Consider the following 17,450-nt stretch of genomic DNA (forward strand, 5'->3'; position numbering starts at 1 on the left):
AGACTAAGAAAGGATAATGAAAGGTATGAAGTACAGTTATTATCCGGGTTGCACCCTGAGAACAAAGGCCAAAGATCTGGATGAGTATGCCAGAGCCAGTGCCGCAGCCCTTGGGTTTGAGCTTGAGGAGATCGAGGACTGGCAGTGTTGTGGTGGTGTTTATCCGCTTGGCACAGACGAGATCGCCACAAAGCTTTCTTCCGTCCGTGCGTTAAACCAGGCAAAAGAAAAAGGCCAGGATCTGGTGACGATCTGTTCAGCCTGTCATCATGTGATCAAGCGTGTCAATGATGATATGAAAAATGTGGAAGATATCCGGACCAGAGCCAACAATTATATGCAGTTGGAAGCTCCCTATGAAGGAGAGACAACCGTTCTCCATTATCTGGAGGTTCTCCGGGACAGAGTCGGTTTTGATAAACTGAAAGAAAAAGTAGTAAATCCTTTTACCGGAAAGAAGATCGGAGCCTATTACGGATGTCTGCTTCTGAGACCTGGAAAGATCATGGCATTTGATGATCCGGAAAATCCAAGGATCATGGAGGATTTTATCCGTGCCCTTGGCGCTGAGCCTGTGATCTATCCTTACAGAAATGAATGCTGTGGAGGATATATATCCCTGAAAGAAAAAGAAATGTCACAGAATATGTGTGAAAAGATTGAAGAAAGCGCAGCAGGCTTTGGCGCAGATATGCTGATCACTGCCTGTCCGCTCTGCAAATACAATCTGAATAAAAATTCCGGAAATAAAATGCCGGTTTACTATTTTACAGAGCTTCTGGCAGAAGCCCTTGGCGTCAAAGAGGAGGTGGCAAAATGAGAGATAACCATTCTGCTGCGGAAAAAATAAAGGAGATCAGCGGGACCAATCCTCTGAAATGTATGAAGTGTGGCAAATGCTCTGCTACCTGCCCATCCTTTGACGAGATGGATATCAAGCCTCATCAGTTTGTGTCCTACGTGATCAATGAAAATATCGAAGCACTTGTAAATTCAGCATCCCTGTGGAAATGTCTTTCCTGTTTTGCCTGTGTGGAGCGCTGTCCGCGAGACGTAAAACCCGGAAAGATCATTGACGGGGCAAGACAGCTGGTTGTTCGGGAAAAAGGCGGAGACTATCTTTCACCAAATGAAATTCCGGAGCTTCTTGATCCGGAGCTTCCTCAGCAGCTGCTTGTAAGTGCGTTCAGAAGATACAGGAGGTGAGAAAGTGCAGAGAATCGGTGTATTTGTCTGTCATTGCGGAAGTAATATTGCCGCTACGGTAGACGTGAAAAAGGTTGTGGAGATCATTGCAAAAGAGCCAGGAGTTGTCCATGCAGAAGATTATCAGTATATGTGTTCCGAAGCAGGACAGTCCAGGATCCAGGAAGCCATCCGTGAAAAAAATCTCACAGGAGTGGTTGTCTGTTCCTGTTCTCCGCGTATGCATGAGGCAACTTTCCGTAAAGCAGCGGAAAAGGCCGGCCTGAATCCATATATGGTGGAGATCGCAAATATCCGTGAGCACTGTTCCTGGATCCACAAGGATATGCAGGAGGCTACGGAGAAGGCCGTGATCCTTGCAAGAGCAGCAGTAGCAAAAGTCAATTTAAATGCTCCTCTTCAGCCGGGAGAAAGCCGGGTTACAAAGAGAGCCCTGATCATCGGAGGCGGTATCGCCGGAATCCAGACGGCTCTTGATATTGCCGATGCAGGCTATGAAGTTGATATTGTGGAAAAAACACCAAGTATCGGCGGAAGAATGTCACAGCTTGACAAAACCTTCCCTACTCTGGATTGCTCCGCATGTATCCTTACTCCAAAAATGGTGGAGGCTGCAGCTCACGAAAAGATCAATATCTATACATACAGTGAAGTAGAAAAAGTTGCAGGTTTTGTAGGAGATTTTACTGTTGATATCCGCAAAAAAGCGCGAAGTGTCAACATGGACAAATGTACAGGCTGTGGAGTCTGCCAGGAAAAATGTCCTTCCAAAAAGATTCCAAATGAGTTCAACAGAGGGCTGAACAACCGGTCAGCTATTTATACTCCGTTTGCACAGGCGATTCCAAATGTTCCTGTGATCGACAGAGAGCATTGCCTGAAATTTAAGACAGGCAAATGTGGTGTCTGCTCCAAAGTATGTCAGGCAGGAGCCATTGATTACGATCAGCAGGATGAGATCGTAACACAGAAATACGGAGCGATCGTGGTGGCAACCGGATTTGATACCATCAAGCTTGACAAATACGATGAATACGCATACAGCCAGAGCAAGGATGTGATCACATCTCTGGAGCTGGAGCGTATCATGAATGCTGCAGGACCTACAAAAGGACATCTTGAGCGCCTTTCCGATGGAAAAGCACCGAAGGAGATCGTATTTATCCAGTGTGTTGGAAGCCGTTGCTCCGATGACCGTGGAAAGCCATACTGTTCCAAGATCTGCTGTATGTACACAGCTAAGCATGCCATGCTGATCCGTGATAAATATCCGGATACCAATGTGACGGTATTTTATATTGATGTCCGTACACCTGGTAAAAACTTCGATGAGTTTTACAGAAGAGCAGTTGAGCAGTATAACGTAAACTACATCAAAGGTCAGGTAGGAAAAGTAATTCCGCAGCCGGATGGAACACTTCTTGTTCAGGGCTCGGATCTTCTTGATAATAAGCAGATCTTCAAGAAAGCAGATATGGTAGTTCTTGCAACAGCCATTGAGCCAAATCCGGATGTACGTAAGATCGCTACCATGCTTACTGCAAGTATTGACACCAACAATTTCCTTACAGAAGCCCATGCAAAGCTTCGTCCTGTAGAATCACCGACAGCAGGAATTTTCCTTTCCGGTGTATGCCAGGGACCAAAGGATATCCCGGAGACAGTTGCCCAGGCAGGAGCTGCGGCTGTAAAGGCCATAGGACTTCTTGCAAAGGACAAGTTGACAACCAATCCATGTACGGCAAGATCCGACGAGCTTCTCTGTAACGGATGCTCTACCTGTGCAAATGTATGTCCTTACGGAGCGATTTCCTATGAGGAGAAACAGGTCAACGATCACGGTATCCGTGAGACAAGAAGAGTTGCGGTTGTCAATACAGCACTTTGCCAGGGCTGCGGTGCCTGCACAGTAGCCTGCCCGTCAGGAGCCATGGACCTTCAGGGCTTCTCCAACAGACAGATTATCGCGGAGGTGGATGCAATATGTCGATAGAAACAAAGGAAGAATTCAGACCAAAGATCGTGGCATTCTGCTGTAACTGGTGCAGCTACGCCGGAGCAGACCTTGCCGGAAGCAGCCGTTTGAGCTATCCGGCGGATGTAAAGATCATCCGTGTTCCATGTTCCTGCCGTGTCAATCCCATGTTCATCCTCCGTGCCTTTGAAAAAGGAGCCGATGGTGTGATCATGTGCGGATGTCATCCGGGAGACTGCCATTACAGTACCGGAAACTATTATGCAAGAAGACGTATGACACTTCTGTTTTCAATGCTGGATTATATTGGGGTGGAAAACGGAAGAACACGTGTGGAATGGGTATCTGCCGCAGAAGGCGTGAAATTTTCACAGACTATGAATGAGTTTGTTGAGAAGATCCATTCACTTGGTAAAAACGTGAGATTGGAGGATATAAGATGCAGGAGCTGATAAAACGTGCAAAAGAACTGCTTGCAGATGGCACGGTAGTCCGGGTTCTTGGGTGGAAAGCCGGAGATCTTGCCTTTAATCCGGAACCAGCCTATTTTGAAACACCGGAATCTCTGGAGGATTTTGTCTATGATGGATTCTGCGGTGCCAATTTAAGCAAATATATGATCGAAGCTTCCAAGCTGGAAGGAAAAACCATGGTCTGTCTGAAGCCCTGCGATACATATAGCTTTAACCAGCTTTTGAAAGAGCATCGTGTAGACAGAGAAAAAGCCTATATCGTAGGTGTTGGCTGTAAAGGAAAGCTGGATATTGAAAAGATCCGCAAAATGGGGATCAAGGGTATCCGGGGAATTTCCGGAGCAGAGATTACCGGAGATGCAGAGACATTGACTGTGGATACTGTTTACGGAGAAAAAACCTGTGCATACAAAGATGCCATGCTGGAACGCTGCCATGTATGTAAAGGAAAAGAGCATAAAATTTACGATGAACTGATCGGTGAGTCAAAGGAGACAAAGGACGCTGACCGTTTCGCAGAAGTTGAGCGGATCGAGGCAATGAGTCCGGAAGAAAAATTTGCATTCTGGCAGAGCGAGCTGAGTAAATGTATCCGCTGTAATGCCTGCCGTAATGTATGTCCGGCCTGCAGCTGCCGCAAATGCGTTTTTGACAGCAACAAGTTCGACAGCGCCCAGAAGGCAAATGTGGATTCCTTTGAGGAAAAGATGTTCCATGTGATCCGTGCCTTCCATGTAGCCGGAAGATGTACGGACTGTGGCGAGTGCAGCAGAGTCTGCCCGCAGGGAATTCCCCTTCATCTGTTTAACCGTAAGTTTATCAAGGATATTGATGCGTTTTACGGTGAGTATCAGGCAGGCGAGGATGCGGAGTCAAAGGGTCCGCTTACCAGCTTTACCTTTGATGATGTAGAGCCAGGGATCGTGGCAGAAAGGGGATAATGTATGTATAAGATCGCAGTAGAAAATCTGCCGGCATTATTCCGGAAAATTGCCGCAGACCAGGAATTATATTTACCGGTAAAGGTAAGTGAACAGGTGAACTTCAAGGCATGGAGCGAGGATGCAGAAGTTTCCCTTGAAACACTGAAAACCGTGAAATCACCGAAGGATGCTTTCTTTCCGCAGAGTGAAAATCTCTATACCTGTAAAAAAGACGGAAAAAATATCAGCATTGAGCCTCAGGCACTGAAAGACCAGAATTTTGTTGTATTCGGAATGAGAGCCTGTGATGTACAGGGCGTGAAAGTTCTCGACAAGGTGTTCCTTGGGGATCCGGTGGATACTTTTTACCAGGCAAGAAGAGAACATGGAACTATTGTAGCGCTTGCCTGTCATGAACCGGAGGAAAGCTGCTTCTGTAAAGTATTTGGCATTGATGCTGCAGATCCGGAAGCAGATGTTGCAGCCTGGATCATCGAGGGAGAGCTTTTCTGGAAGCCTCTCACAGAAAAGGGAAATGCTCTGACAGAAGCTGTGAAGGAGCTTTTGGCAGATGCTGATGAGACAAAGGTAGAAGAGGAGAAGAAGGCAATCCGTGGTATTATCGAGCTTCTTCCATATACACATCTTTCACTGGAAGGATGGGCGCAGGAAGAATACATGGACCGTTTCAATTCTCCTGTATGGGAGAAACTGTACAAGCCTTGTCTTGCCTGCGGAACCTGTACCTTCGTATGTCCGACCTGTCAGTGCTATGACATTAAGGACTACGACACAGGGCACGGTGTTCACCGTTACCGCTGCTGGGATTCCTGCATGTACTCTGATTTTACCATGATGGCTCACGGAAACAACCGTACCAGCCAGATGCAGAGATTCCGTCAGAGATTTATGCATAAGCTTGTTTATTATCCGTTAAATAATGACGGCATGTTCTCCTGTGTTGGCTGCGGCCGCTGCGTGGAGAAATGTCCGGAATCTTTAAATATCGTAAAAGTCATCAAGGCCTTTGAAAAACAGGGAGGTGAAAAGAATGAGTGAATGTACCTGTCATAAAAATTATACACTGGATACGCTGATCCCCAAGGTTGGCGTGATCACAGATATCCGTCAGGAGACACCGGATGTAAAAACCTTCCGTGTGGAAGCTCCGGAGGGTGGAAAGCTTTTCGAGCATATGCCAGGACAGTGTGCCATGGTCTGTGCACCAGGCGTCAGTGAAGGTATGTTTTCCATTACTTCTTCTCCGACTGTAAAGGATTATCAGGAATTCAGTATCAAAAAATGCGGATCCCTTACCGATCATCTCCATAGCCTTCAGGTTGGAGATGAGATCGCAGTCCGCGGACCATACGGAAATCATTTTCCGGTGGAAGATAAGTTAAAGGGAAAAAATCTCCTGTTCATCGCAGGTGGAATCGGTCTGGCACCTCTTCGTTCCGTGATCAATTATGTGCTGGATAACCGTGAGGATTACGGAACAGTAGATATTCTCTATGGTTCCCGTTCCGCAGATGATCTGGTGCAGCTTAAGGAAATCCAGGAAGTATGGATGAAAACAGAAGGTGTAAATGTATATCTTACCATTGACCGCGAGCAGGAAGGCTGGGACGGTCATGTAGGATTTGTTCCGAATTATCTGAAGGAGATTGGTTTTGATACCAATAAGACCGCTCTGGTCTGCGGCCCGCCGATCATGATCAAATTCGTTCTGGCAGGACTGGAAGAGCTGGGCTTCTCCAGAGATCAGGTATATACCACACTGGAGCTTCGTATGAAATGCGGTGTCGGAAAATGCGGCCGCTGCAACATCGGAGACAAATACGTCTGCAAAGACGGCCCGGTATTCCGATGTGATGAGGTTGATGAATTACCTAATGAGTACTAAGTTATAGATTGCACCTTAAGAAACTTTCAAATATATGCGCTGGTTATAGCCAGTACACAGCCATGTGGAACAGCCATCTCGCTAAGATGCCCATTTTAGGAGCGGTTTTAGCGGCGCTGAAATCCAGTACTTACGAAGACTTAGGAGTGAAGGCTCTCCTGAACTCCTTAGTCACAGTTAGTACTTAGTTCAGCAGAGCGTTGCGACGGGCACGTGTGAGATGGCTGTTCCACATGGCGTACGATTTGGATAAAAGAAAGGACACCAACATGGAAAATAATATGGTAAACGTATATTTTTTCGGTAAAAAATACAGCGTTCCCGGTGATCTGACCATTATGACAGCTATGGAATATGCCGGTTATACATTAAAAAGAGGATGCGGCTGCAGACACGGATTCTGCGGTGCCTGCGCGACCATCTACAGGATCAAGGGACAGAATGAGCTGAAAACCTGTCTCGCCTGTCAGACACAGGTGCAGGAGGGAATGTATGTGGCAAGTATCCCGTTCTTCCCTACAGACAAGAGACTTTATAATATAGAAGATCTTAAGCCGAACCAGCAGGTAATGATGGAGCTTTATCCGGAGATCTACAGCTGCATCGGATGCAATGCCTGCACAAAGGCCTGTACACAGGACTTAAATGTCATGCAGTATATTGCATATGCTCAGAGAGGCGAGCTTGAAAAATGTGCAGAGGAATCCTTTGACTGTGTAAGCTGCGGCTGCTGTTCCGTAAGATGTCCGGCAGGAATTTCCCATCCGATGGTAGGTCTTCTGGCAAGACGTCTCACCGGAAAATATATTGCGCCGAAAAGCGAGCATCTGGAGAAACGTGTGGAAGAGATCCACGAGGGCAAATTTGACGATATGATCGAGAAGATCATGCAGAAGCCGATCACAGAGATGCAGGAACTTTACAACAGCAGAGAAATCGAGAAGTAGGAGGGCGTAAAACATGTATGCACCATATCCAGAAAATATGATGGAATCCATCAAAAAGGTAGAGGCTACAAGAGCGGAGCGTATGGCAACAGAGCCAAGACGTCTGAGTGCAGATGAGAAAGATGCTCTTCTCAAAAAATTCCATCCGGACTATAACCCGGATGCATTTGCAGAGATCAAGGTAGGACCGAACAAGGGACAGAAAGCACCACTGGAACTGACAAAAATGCTCCATTCAGAAAGCCGTCTGCTCAACGAAAAAATCGATCTTACAAAAATCGATTATGATGTAGATGTACTGATCATCGGCGGTGGCGGAGCAGGCTCTTCCTGTGCCATCGAGGCCCACAACGCAGGTGCCAACGTTATGATCGTTACAAAGCTCCGTATCGGTGATGCCAACACCATGATGGCAGAAGGCGGGATCCAGGCAGCAGATAAAGAAAATGATTCCCCGGTACAGCATTATCTGGACTGCTTTGGAGGCGGACATTTTGCCGCAAAACCGGAGCTTGTAAAAAGACTGGTAATGGAAGCACCGGATGCGATCAAATGGCTCAACGACCTTGGTGTTGAGTTTGATAAAGCAGAAGACGGAACCATGGTCACTACACATGGCGGCGGTACCTCCAGAAAGAGAATGCATGCTGCAAAGGATTATTCCGGATCAGAGATCATGCGTACTATCCGTGATGAGGTCTTAAATCTTAAGATCCCGGTAGTGGAATTTACCTCCGCTGTAGAACTTCTGAAGGATGAAAAAGGTCAGACTGCCGGTGCAGTTCTTCTCAACATGGAAACCGGAGACTATTCCGTTGCAAGAGCAAAAACAGTTGTAATTGCAACCGGTGGTGCAGGAAGAATGCATTATCAGGGATTCCCGACCTCCAATCACTACGGAGCAACTGCTGACGGACTCGTGCTTGGATACAGAGCAGGCGCTTCCCTTCTTTACCAGGATTCTATCCAGTATCATCCAACAGGTGCGATCTATCCGTCACAGATCCTTGGTGCCCTGGTAACAGAGAAGGTTCGTTCCGTTGGTGCACAGCTTGTAAATGCAAACGGAGAAGCTTATATCCATCCGCTGGAAACCCGTGACGTAAATGCTTCCGGTGTTATCCGCGAGTGTGAGGAAGGCCGTGGCGTGGAAGTTCCAGGTGGACGAAAAGGTGTATGGCTGGATACTCCGATGATCGAGATCCTGGGCGGTGAGGGAACTATCGAAAAGAGGATCCCTGCCATGTTCCGTATGTACATGAATTACGGCATTGATATGAGAAAAGTCCCGATCGTGATCTACCCGACCCTTCATTATCAGAACGGCGGACTTGAGATCAACGGAGACGGCTTTACAAAAGAAATCCCGAACCTTCTGGTTGCAGGAGAGGCAGCAGGCGGAATCCACGGAAGAAACCGACTGATGGGAAATTCTCTTCTTGACGTAATTGTATTCGGACGAAATGCAGGTAAAAAAGCAGCTGCCAAATGCAAAGAGGTAGAGCTTGGCACCATGAATCTGGATCATATCAGAAAATATGAAGAGGAACTGAAAAATGCAGGAGTTGATACAGGAGACGTATCTCCTATGCTTCTGCCGAAATATGCCCGCCACGAACGTTAACAATATGTTATGATAATAAAAACATATGAGATAAGCGAAAGGAGTCTATTATGAGAGAAATCGAAGTAACCAGACTTACAGAGGTTATCGAAAAACTCTGTATCGAAGCCAATGAACATCTCCCGGAAGATGTGAAGGATGCTATCAAAACCTGCCGTGCCTGCGAGGACGGTGAGATCGCAAAAGGTGTCCTTGATAACATTATCGAGAATTTTGATATCGCAGACAGTGAGAATGTTCCGATCTGTCAGGATACCGGAATGGCATGCGTATTCCTTGAAATTGGTCAGGATGTCCACTTTACAGGCGGAGATTTAGATGATGCCATCAATGAAGGTGTACGCCGCGGATACGATAAAGGTTACCTGAGAAAATCCGTTGTCAAGGATCCGGTACGCCGTGGAAACACAGGTGACAATACACCGGCTATGATCTATACAGAGATCGTTCCTGGAGATCAGGTGAAAGTAACTGTAGGACCCAAAGGCTTCGGAAGCGAGAATATGAGCCAGATCCGTATGTTCAAGCCATCTGCAGGCCTTCAGGGAATCAAGGATTTCATTCTTGAGGCTGTAGAAACTGCAGGTCCGAACCCATGTCCGCCTATGGTAGTTGGTGTTGGTATCGGAGGAACTTTTGACAAATGTGCACTTCTTGCAAAGAAAGCGCTGATGCGTCCTCTGAATACAGAGAACCCGGATCCTTACTATGCAGATCTTGAGAAAGAAATGCTGGAGAAGATCAACAAGCTTGGTATCGGTCCCCAGGGCTTTGGTGGAAAGACCACAGCTATCGGTCTGAACATTGAGACTATGCCTACTCATATCGCAGGTATGCCATGTGCAGTTAACATCAACTGCCATGTGACACGTCATAAAACGGAGGTGCTTTAATATGGAAAGAAGAAAGATCACACTGCCTCTGACAAGAGAGCTGGCAAGAACTCTCCATGCAGGCGACCAGGTTTTACTGACAGGAACCATCTATACATCCCGTGACGCAGGTCACAAGAGAATGTGTGAGGCACTTGCAAAAGGAGAAAAGATTCCTTTTGACCCTACAGATGCTACCATTTACTATGTAGGCCCGACTCCTGCAAAACCAGGTGAAGTCATCGGCTCCGCAGGCCCTACAACCAGCGGCCGTATGGATGCCTACGCACCGACTATGATGTCCGTAGGCGCCAGAGGAATGATCGGAAAAGGTGCCCGCCTTCCGGAAGTCGTAGATGCAATGAAAAAATATGACGGCGTATATTTCGGAGCCATCGGCGGAGCAGGTGCACTTCTTGCAAAATGCATCAAAAAAGCAGAGCTTATCGCTTACGAAGACCTGGGCGCAGAAGCACTCCGCAAGCTTTATGTGGAAGACATGCCGCTTGTAGTCATCATTGACAGCGAGGGAAATAACCTCTACGAAGAGGGACGTGCAGAGTACCTGAAAGAGCACGCAGAATAATCTTTTGCTCTACAATATGATATTGTGATATATTTCAAAAAGGAATAAAAGGATAAAAGTCCGACAGTAAATGCTGAAGATCCGTGCAGAAGCATTTATTGTTGGACTTTTTAATTTTATTATTTCACTTTCAATTTAATCATTCTTACGAAAATGATAAAATTAAAGTTGACAATGATAAAATTGATTTATATACTTGAAGTAAATAAAATCGAAAAAAGAGTGATAAAGAAGGTGATGGAAAATATATGAGACGGTTTGATTATCAGGAAAAGTGGAAAAATCTGTTGACTCCTGAAATTGTATCTTATCTGACACAGATACATGAATTTAAGGGAGAACAAACTCTTTTTATTGAGGCCAAAGCAGATACTCTTACACAATTAGTTGAAATCGCTAAAATTCAAAGTACGGAAAGTTCCAACAAAATAGAAGGTATTTATACATCAGACAGCAGATTGCGGGAATTGGTAAAAGACAAAACAAGGCCAAGAACAAGAAATGAACAGGAAATTGCCGGATACAGAGATGTATTGAATACAATTCATGAAAGTCATGACCATATCCCGCCAAAGTCTGCGATTATTTTACAGCTTCACAGAGATTTGTATAAATTTGAAAGCTACAATATTGGAGGGAAATATAAAATTGCAGATAATGTCATTGAGGAAGAAGATTCTCAGGGAATAAAAAAAATACGGTTTAAACCAGTACCGGCCTGGGAAACACCGGAAGCAATGGAAGAACTATGCAGAGCATTTGAAGAGGCAATGGCAACAGGAGAAATAGATCCGCTTCTTTTGATTCCAATGTTTATTCTGGATTTCCTATGCATACATCCGTTTAATGACGGCAATGGAAGAATGAGCCGTTTACTTACACTGTTACTTTTGTACAGATCCGGCTATATTGTGGGAAAATATATCAGTATCGAGAGAATGATAGAAAATTCAAAGGAATTATACTATGAATGTTTAAGGGAAAGTTCTGAGAACTGGTATGAGAATAAGAATGATTATATACCATTTGTAAAATATATGCTTGGCGTTATCGTAGGAGCATACAGAGAGTTTTCTTCAAGGATAAGATTGCTGATAACGCAGAATATATCAAAACCGGAGCGAATAGAAGAGATTATAAAAAACACTCTGGGAACAATTACAAAAAAGGAAATCGCAGAAAAGTGTCCGGATATCAGTGTGGTAACGATACAGAGAACACTGGCAGAATTACTGACAGCAGAAAAAATTTTAAAAATCGGCGGCGGCAGGTATACGAAATATACCTGGAATAATGAACGATAGATGGGAGATAAAAAATGATCACTGGTGAATTAAAAAATAAAATAGATGGTTTATGGGATATATTTGCGGCAGGAGGACTGGTAAATCCACTGGAAGTAATCGAGCAGATTACATACCTGATGTTTATTCATGATCTGGATGATTCCGATAATATGCGTGCAAGAGAAAGTGCAATGCTTGGTTTGCCATTTCAGAGTATTTTTTCCGGAGAAGTAAAAATAGGTGAGAGAACAATTGATGGAAGCCAGCTGAAATGGTCCGTATTCCATGACTTTCCGGCAGACAGAATGTATATGATCATGCAGGAATGGGTGTTCCCGTTTATAAAAAATCTTCATAATGATAAAAACAGTGCATATTCCAAATATATGGATGATGCGATCTTTAAGATTCCGACACCACTCCTTTTATCCAAAGTGGTGGATTCTCTGGATGAAATTTACAAACTTATGAATGAAATCCAGACAGCAGATGTCAGAGGAGATGTATATGAATATCTTCTTTCAAAAATAGCTCAGTCCGGACGAAACGGACAGTTCCGTACACCAAGACATATTATCCGGATGATGGTTGAGATGATGGACCCGTCCAGCGATGAAATTATCTGTGATCCGGCATGTGGAACCTCAGGTTTTCTGGTTGCAGCAGGAGAATATCTGAAGGAAAAAAGAAAAGAAGAAATTTTTTATGATAAGCAGAAAAAAGATCATTACATGAATCATATGTTTCATGGATACGATATGGACCGCACCATGCTTCGTATTGGAGCCATGAATATGATGACTCACGGAATAGAAAATCCTTATATTGAGTATCGGGATAGCTTATCTGATCAGAATGCAGATAAAGATCAGTATTCTCTTGTGCTGGCAAACCCACCTTTTAAAGGAAGCCTGGATGCAGAGTCCGTTTCTGGAGATCTTCTTAAGATTTGTAAGACAAAGAAAACAGAACTTTTATTTCTGGCTTTGTTTTTGAGGATTATGAAAATTGGAGGAAGATGCGCTTGTATTGTACCAGATGGTGTACTTTTTGGATCATCACGGGCACATAAATCCATCCGAAAAGAAATTGTTGAAAATCAGAGACTGGAAGCTGTAATATCCATGCCTTCCGGTGTATTTAAACCTTATGCAGGAGTATCCACAGCAATCCTTATTTTTACAAAAACAGAACATGGCGGAACCGATCAGGTGTGGTTTTATGACATGAAAGCAGATGGCTTCAGTCTGGACGATAAACGTACTCCGGTTACGGAGAATGACATTCCAGATATTATAGAGCGTTTCAAAAACCTTGATAAAGAAGTGGAACGGAAACGAACAGATCAGTCATTTATGGTACCGAAAAAAGATATTGTGGAGAATGATTATGATCTCAGTATCAATAAATACAAAGAAATCGAATACACTCCGGTGGAATATCCGCCAACATCAGAAATCATGGCCAATATCCGGGAACTGGAGCTGGAGATTGGAAAAGAAATGGATGAGTTGGAACGGTTGTTGGGATTATAGAAGAAAGGATAGCAGATTCGAAAATTCGGGTTTGTGGTGGGAATAAATGATGGAACAAAAACGGTTGGGTGATATTGCTACATATATAAATGGATATGCATTTAAGCCAGAAGATCGTGGTACTGAAGGACTTCCCATTATTAGAATTCAAGATCTTACAGGGAATTCTTATGATGTGGGTTTTTATAATGGAGAATACCCTAAAAAAGTTGAAATTAATAATGGAGATGTCTTGATTTCTTGGTCAGCTAGTCTCGGAGTATATATTTGGAACCGAGGAAAAGCCCTCTTAAATCAGCATATCTTTAAAGTCGCGTTTGATAAGATTGAAGTGAATGAGCAATATTTCGTATTTGCTGTTGAGTATAATTTGAAAGAGATGGAAGCTAAAATGCATGGGGCTACCATGAAGCATATTATAAAGAGAGATTTTGATAATATTAAAATTCCTTTTCCTTCAGCTGAAAAACAGAAAGAAATAGCAGATATACTCTTGAAAGTAGTTAATATTATTGAAAATCGAAAACAAGAATTAAAAAAATTTGATACATTAGTTAAAGCCCGATTTGTCGAACTGTTTGGAAATCCAGTTTATAATACGAATGATCTTCCGATTAGAAGTCTTAATGAGTTAGGTAATTGGGCAAGTGGTGGTACGCCTTCTAGAACAGTACCAGAGTACTTTGAAGGCAATATAGATTGGTATTCAGCAGGCGAATTAAATACACTCTTTCTCGAAGGTTCTGTTGAAAAAATAACTGAAGAAGCAATTGAAAAGAGTGCTACAAAATTATTTAAAGCAGGAAGTTTACTAATTGGAATGTATGATACTGCAGCATTCAAGATGGGAATTTTGAAGGAGGATTCAGCGTCGAATCAGGCGTGCGCATGTATAACCCCAAACGATGAGGTAAATATTATTTGGTTATATTATGAATTGCAGATGATGAAAGAATACTTTTTATCGCAGAGGAGAGGTGTACGTCAGAAGAATCTTAATTTGGGTATGATTAAAGCATTTAAAATTCCAATTGCAAAGAGAGACCAACAAGATGAATTCTCTGATTTCGTCAAACAAGTCGACAAATCAAAAGTTAAAGTGCAAAAAGCACTGGATGAAACACAAAAATTATTCGACAGTCTCATGCAACAGTACTTTGGATAGAAAGGGGAAGTGGTAGTGATAGGAGAAGGACGGGAAAGCAAAAAAGATAACGATTTATTTTACACATGCAGCCTGATCGATTACATTGCACGGAAAACAAAGAATACACGGGCAGACGTTGTAAATAAGCTTGGAAAGCAGAGAATTGATAAAATCTATGACCTCGCAGATGTCTACCATTGTGATAACATTGACAGAGTCAGTGATGATTTTATTGAAGAAGCAGGAATACAAGAAGGAAATTTTGACAATGTAGGTGAGTGTAAATACAGCATCCCATCACATTGGGACATTGGAAAGGTATATAAGCGGCTGATAAAAATGGTTGCTGCAGATGAAAATATTGGAATCGTAGATGCTTTAATAAAAGTATACAATTCCTTCATCAGTGCAAAAATTGATGACTACAACAGCAGTGTATATTACGAAAATCCGTCATATATATTTGAATCGTATCGGGAAAACAGAATGTTGTAAACGAAATGGCTGAAAGATGTTGGCATATCTTGAGACAAAAATAAAGTCAGTTATCAAGGATTCCTTGATAACTGTAGTTGATAAGTACAATTATAAAATAAAACGCTAAAGAGGGAGGTTTCACAATGGTAACAAACTTTGATTACTTAAAAAATGAATCAAAATTCTCTGCATTTGCGAATGTTGCCATCTCTGCGGAGAAAATCATATTGGCAGATCCGGATGCGAGTATTCTTAACAGCCGGCGGGCTATGGAATTTGCTGTGAAATGGTTGTATTCTGTGGAAAACAGTTTACAAATCCCGTACCAGGACAACCTTCATACTTTGATGAATACAGAGGAATTCCGACAGTTAGTCGGACCCGATCTTTGGAAACGGATGGATTATATCCGCAGATGTGGAAACAGTGTGGCACATAGCAATAAAAAACTTGGCAGAGATGCAGCTTTGCTCTGCCTTGAGAATCTGTCAATTTTTTTGGACTATATTGCATACTGTTATGGGGAACAGTATCAGGAGCATTCGTTTGACAGGTCGATGATTGATGACAGAATTGAGAATGCCAGGACATCCAGAGAAACAGCCAGAAAAACGCAGGAAACACTTTTAAAAGAACAGGAAAAGACTGCCAAACAGGAGTTGGATCTGCAAAAACTGATGGCAGAAAATACTTTTCTCAGGGAAGAACTGTCCGCACGTCACGAGAAACAGCAGCAGACATATGTTCCGAAACCTCTGGATCTGTCTGAATATGAAACCAGAAAACTTTACATAGATTCCATGCTCATTGATGCAGGATGGACCCAGGGAAAAGACTGGTTAAATGAGATAACTGTGACAGGAATGCCGAATAAATCAGGGATTGGACGTATTGATTATGTTCTCTATGATGATATGAATAAACCTCTGGCAATTATAGAAGCAAAACGTACCTGCAAGGATATTGCCGAGGGCAGGCAGCAAGCGAAACTTTACGCAGATCTGCTGGAAAAGAAATATGAACGACGCCCGGTAATTTTCCTTACCAATGGTTTTGAAACCCGGATCATAGACGGACAATATCCGGAAAGAAAATGTTCGGTTATTTATTCCAAACGGGATCTGGAGAAATGGTTTAATCTTTTGAGTATGCGGACAAGCCTGCAGGATATTTCTGTAGATAAAAAAATTGCAGGACGTTATTATCAGGAAGCCGCGATAAAAGCAGTATGCCAGAGCTTTGATGAAAAGAATCGGAGAAAAGCACTGCTGGTTATGGCCACAGGTTCCGGAAAAACCAGAACAGTAATGGCTTTGTGCAAGGTACTGGTTGATGCGGGCTGGGTAAAGAATATCCTTTTTCTGGCGGACAGAAATTCATTGGTAACGCAGGCGAAAAGAAATTTTGTAAACTGGATGCAGGATTTTTCCTGTACAAATCTGGTTGAAGAAAAGAATAATTGTATGTCACGATGTGTTTTCTCCACATATCAGACCATGATAAATTGTATTGATGTGATAAATGATAAAGAAGGAAAAGTTTTTACCTGTGGTCATTTTGATCTGATCATTTGTGATGAAGCGCACAGATCTATTTATAATAAGTATAAAGATATTTTTACATATTTTGATGCACTGCTTGTAGGACTTACCGCAACACCGAAAGATGAGATTGACAAAAATACATATGAAGTATTTGAACTGGCAAACGGAGATCCTACTTATGGATATGATCTGGCGCAGGCGGTTAAAGATGGATATCTGGTTGATTACCTGTCAGTAGAATCCAGGGTAAAATTTATTGATCAGGGAATTGTATACGATGAACTTTCAGAAGCAGATAAAGAAATCTATGAAAATACTTTTGAAGACGAAAATGGAAAGCTTCCGGAAGCGATAAATTCGGCTGCATTGAATACCTGGATTTTTAACGAAGATACAATTAAAAAAGTTCTTCATGTCCTGATGAGAGATGGAATTAAAATTGAATATGGACAGAAGATTGGAAAAACAATTATTTTTGCGAAAAATCATGATCATGCGGAAAAAATCCTTGAGATTTTTAATAAGGAATATCCGCATTTAAAGAATTATGCCATGGTGATCGATAACAGAATGAAATATGCACAGAGTGCAATTGATGAGTTTTCAGATCCGAAAAAACTACCGCAGATCGCAATTTCTGTAGATATGTTAGATACCGGAATTGATGTACCTGAAGTTCTTAATCTTGTATTCTTTAAGAAAGTCATGAGTAAAGCAAAATTCTGGCAGATGATCGGACGAGGAACAAGATTATGCCCGGGATTGCTGGATGGGGAAGATAAGAAAAAGTTTTACATTTTTGATTTCTGTGGGAATTTTGAGTTTTTCCGAATGAATAAGGGAAAAGCAAGTGCAAATCTGATGGCGTTGCAAAGTGCGGTTTTTAATCTTCAGCTATAAATGAGCAAGTTCGTGATTTTGCATAAAAGAAAGACACCTCGATTCCATG

General features: G+C 42.9%; 15 protein-coding genes and 1 pseudogene. All 16 read left to right on the plus strand.

The features are described 5' to 3' along the window. Nucleotides 1-25 precede the first annotated feature (25 nt). The gene (locus NE638_RS08295) at nt 26-820 is read left to right on the plus strand and encodes a CoB--CoM heterodisulfide reductase iron-sulfur subunit B family protein (protein WP_021978211.1); all 795 of its coding nucleotides are present in this window, start codon (nt 26-28) and stop codon (nt 818-820) included. Beyond that, nucleotides 817-1,206, plus strand: a complete 390-nt coding sequence (locus tag NE638_RS08300; protein ID WP_015524685.1) for a 4Fe-4S dicluster domain-containing protein — start codon at nt 817-819, stop codon at nt 1,204-1,206. Before NE638_RS08295 ends, NE638_RS08300 begins: the two co-directional genes overlap by 4 nt. A 4-nt stretch (nt 1,207-1,210) precedes the next feature. After that, nucleotides 1,211-3,199 carry a CoB--CoM heterodisulfide reductase iron-sulfur subunit A family protein gene (locus NE638_RS08305; RefSeq protein ID WP_173746016.1) on the plus strand — a complete coding sequence of 663 codons (1,989 nt, stop codon included), beginning with the start codon at nt 1,211-1,213 and terminating at the stop codon, nt 3,197-3,199. Further along, entirely contained in the window at nt 3,190-3,633 is a 444-nt protein-coding gene (locus tag NE638_RS08310; RefSeq protein ID WP_015524686.1) for a hydrogenase iron-sulfur subunit, read from the plus strand. The genes NE638_RS08305 and NE638_RS08310 overlap by 10 nt, the downstream gene beginning before the upstream one ends. Then, nucleotides 3,621-4,595 (plus strand): 4Fe-4S dicluster domain-containing protein, encoded by a 975-nt coding sequence (locus NE638_RS08315; RefSeq protein ID WP_118063564.1) that lies wholly within the window; start codon nt 3,621-3,623, stop codon nt 4,593-4,595. Before NE638_RS08310 ends, NE638_RS08315 begins: the two co-directional genes overlap by 13 nt. Nucleotides 4,596-4,598: 3 nt before the next feature. Then, complete coding sequence (locus NE638_RS08320; RefSeq protein WP_059085576.1) at nt 4,599-5,636, plus strand: 4Fe-4S dicluster domain-containing protein; 1,038 nt, start codon at nt 4,599-4,601, stop codon at nt 5,634-5,636. Next, complete coding sequence (locus NE638_RS08325) at nt 5,629-6,483, plus strand: FAD/NAD(P)-binding protein (protein ID WP_114002622.1); 855 nt, start codon at nt 5,629-5,631, stop codon at nt 6,481-6,483. The genes NE638_RS08320 and NE638_RS08325 overlap by 8 nt, the downstream gene beginning before the upstream one ends. Nucleotides 6,484-6,716: 233 nt before the next feature. Then, complete coding sequence (locus NE638_RS08330) at nt 6,717-7,430, plus strand: 2Fe-2S iron-sulfur cluster-binding protein (protein ID WP_330383239.1); 714 nt, start codon at nt 6,717-6,719, stop codon at nt 7,428-7,430. Nucleotides 7,431-7,443: 13 nt separating this feature from the next. Then, the gene (locus tag NE638_RS08335) at nt 7,444-9,054 is read left to right on the plus strand and encodes an FAD-dependent oxidoreductase (RefSeq protein ID WP_022426050.1); all 1,611 of its coding nucleotides are present in this window, start codon (nt 7,444-7,446) and stop codon (nt 9,052-9,054) included. A gap of 50 nt (nt 9,055-9,104) precedes the next feature. After that, the gene (locus NE638_RS08340; protein WP_173746017.1) at nt 9,105-9,947 is read left to right on the plus strand and encodes a fumarate hydratase; all 843 of its coding nucleotides are present in this window, start codon (nt 9,105-9,107) and stop codon (nt 9,945-9,947) included. A 1-nt stretch (nt 9,948) separates the two neighbouring features. Then, nucleotides 9,949-10,512 carry a Fe-S-containing hydro-lyase gene (locus NE638_RS08345; RefSeq protein ID WP_021652987.1) on the plus strand — a complete coding sequence of 188 codons (564 nt, stop codon included), beginning with the start codon at nt 9,949-9,951 and terminating at the stop codon, nt 10,510-10,512. 248 nt (nt 10,513-10,760) lie between these two features. Then, a complete protein-coding gene (locus NE638_RS08350; RefSeq protein WP_173746018.1) occupies nt 10,761-11,816 on the plus strand; it encodes a Fic family protein in 1,056 nt (351 codons plus the stop codon). A 14-nt stretch (nt 11,817-11,830) separates the two neighbouring features. Further along, nucleotides 11,831-13,333 carry a class I SAM-dependent DNA methyltransferase gene (locus NE638_RS08355; RefSeq protein WP_173740478.1) on the plus strand — a complete coding sequence of 501 codons (1,503 nt, stop codon included), beginning with the start codon at nt 11,831-11,833 and terminating at the stop codon, nt 13,331-13,333. A gap of 46 nt (nt 13,334-13,379) precedes the next feature. Next, nucleotides 13,380-14,498, plus strand: coding sequence for a restriction endonuclease subunit S (locus NE638_RS08360; protein WP_173740479.1), 1,119 nt, complete (start codon nt 13,380-13,382; stop codon nt 14,496-14,498). A 15-nt stretch (nt 14,499-14,513) separates the two neighbouring features. After that, entirely contained in the window at nt 14,514-14,975 is a 462-nt protein-coding gene (locus tag NE638_RS08365) for a hypothetical protein (RefSeq protein WP_173746019.1), read from the plus strand. 125 nt (nt 14,976-15,100) lie between these two features. Further along, nucleotides 15,101-17,395: pseudogene (locus NE638_RS08370) on the plus strand (DEAD/DEAH box helicase family protein); the annotation flags it as partial. Between the last annotated feature and the right edge of the window lie 55 nt (nt 17,396-17,450).

The organism is Blautia sp. MSK.18.38, assembly GCF_024460535.1.
GTDB classification, from domain to species: Bacteria; Bacillota; Clostridia; order Lachnospirales; family Lachnospiraceae; genus Blautia_A; species Blautia_A fusiformis.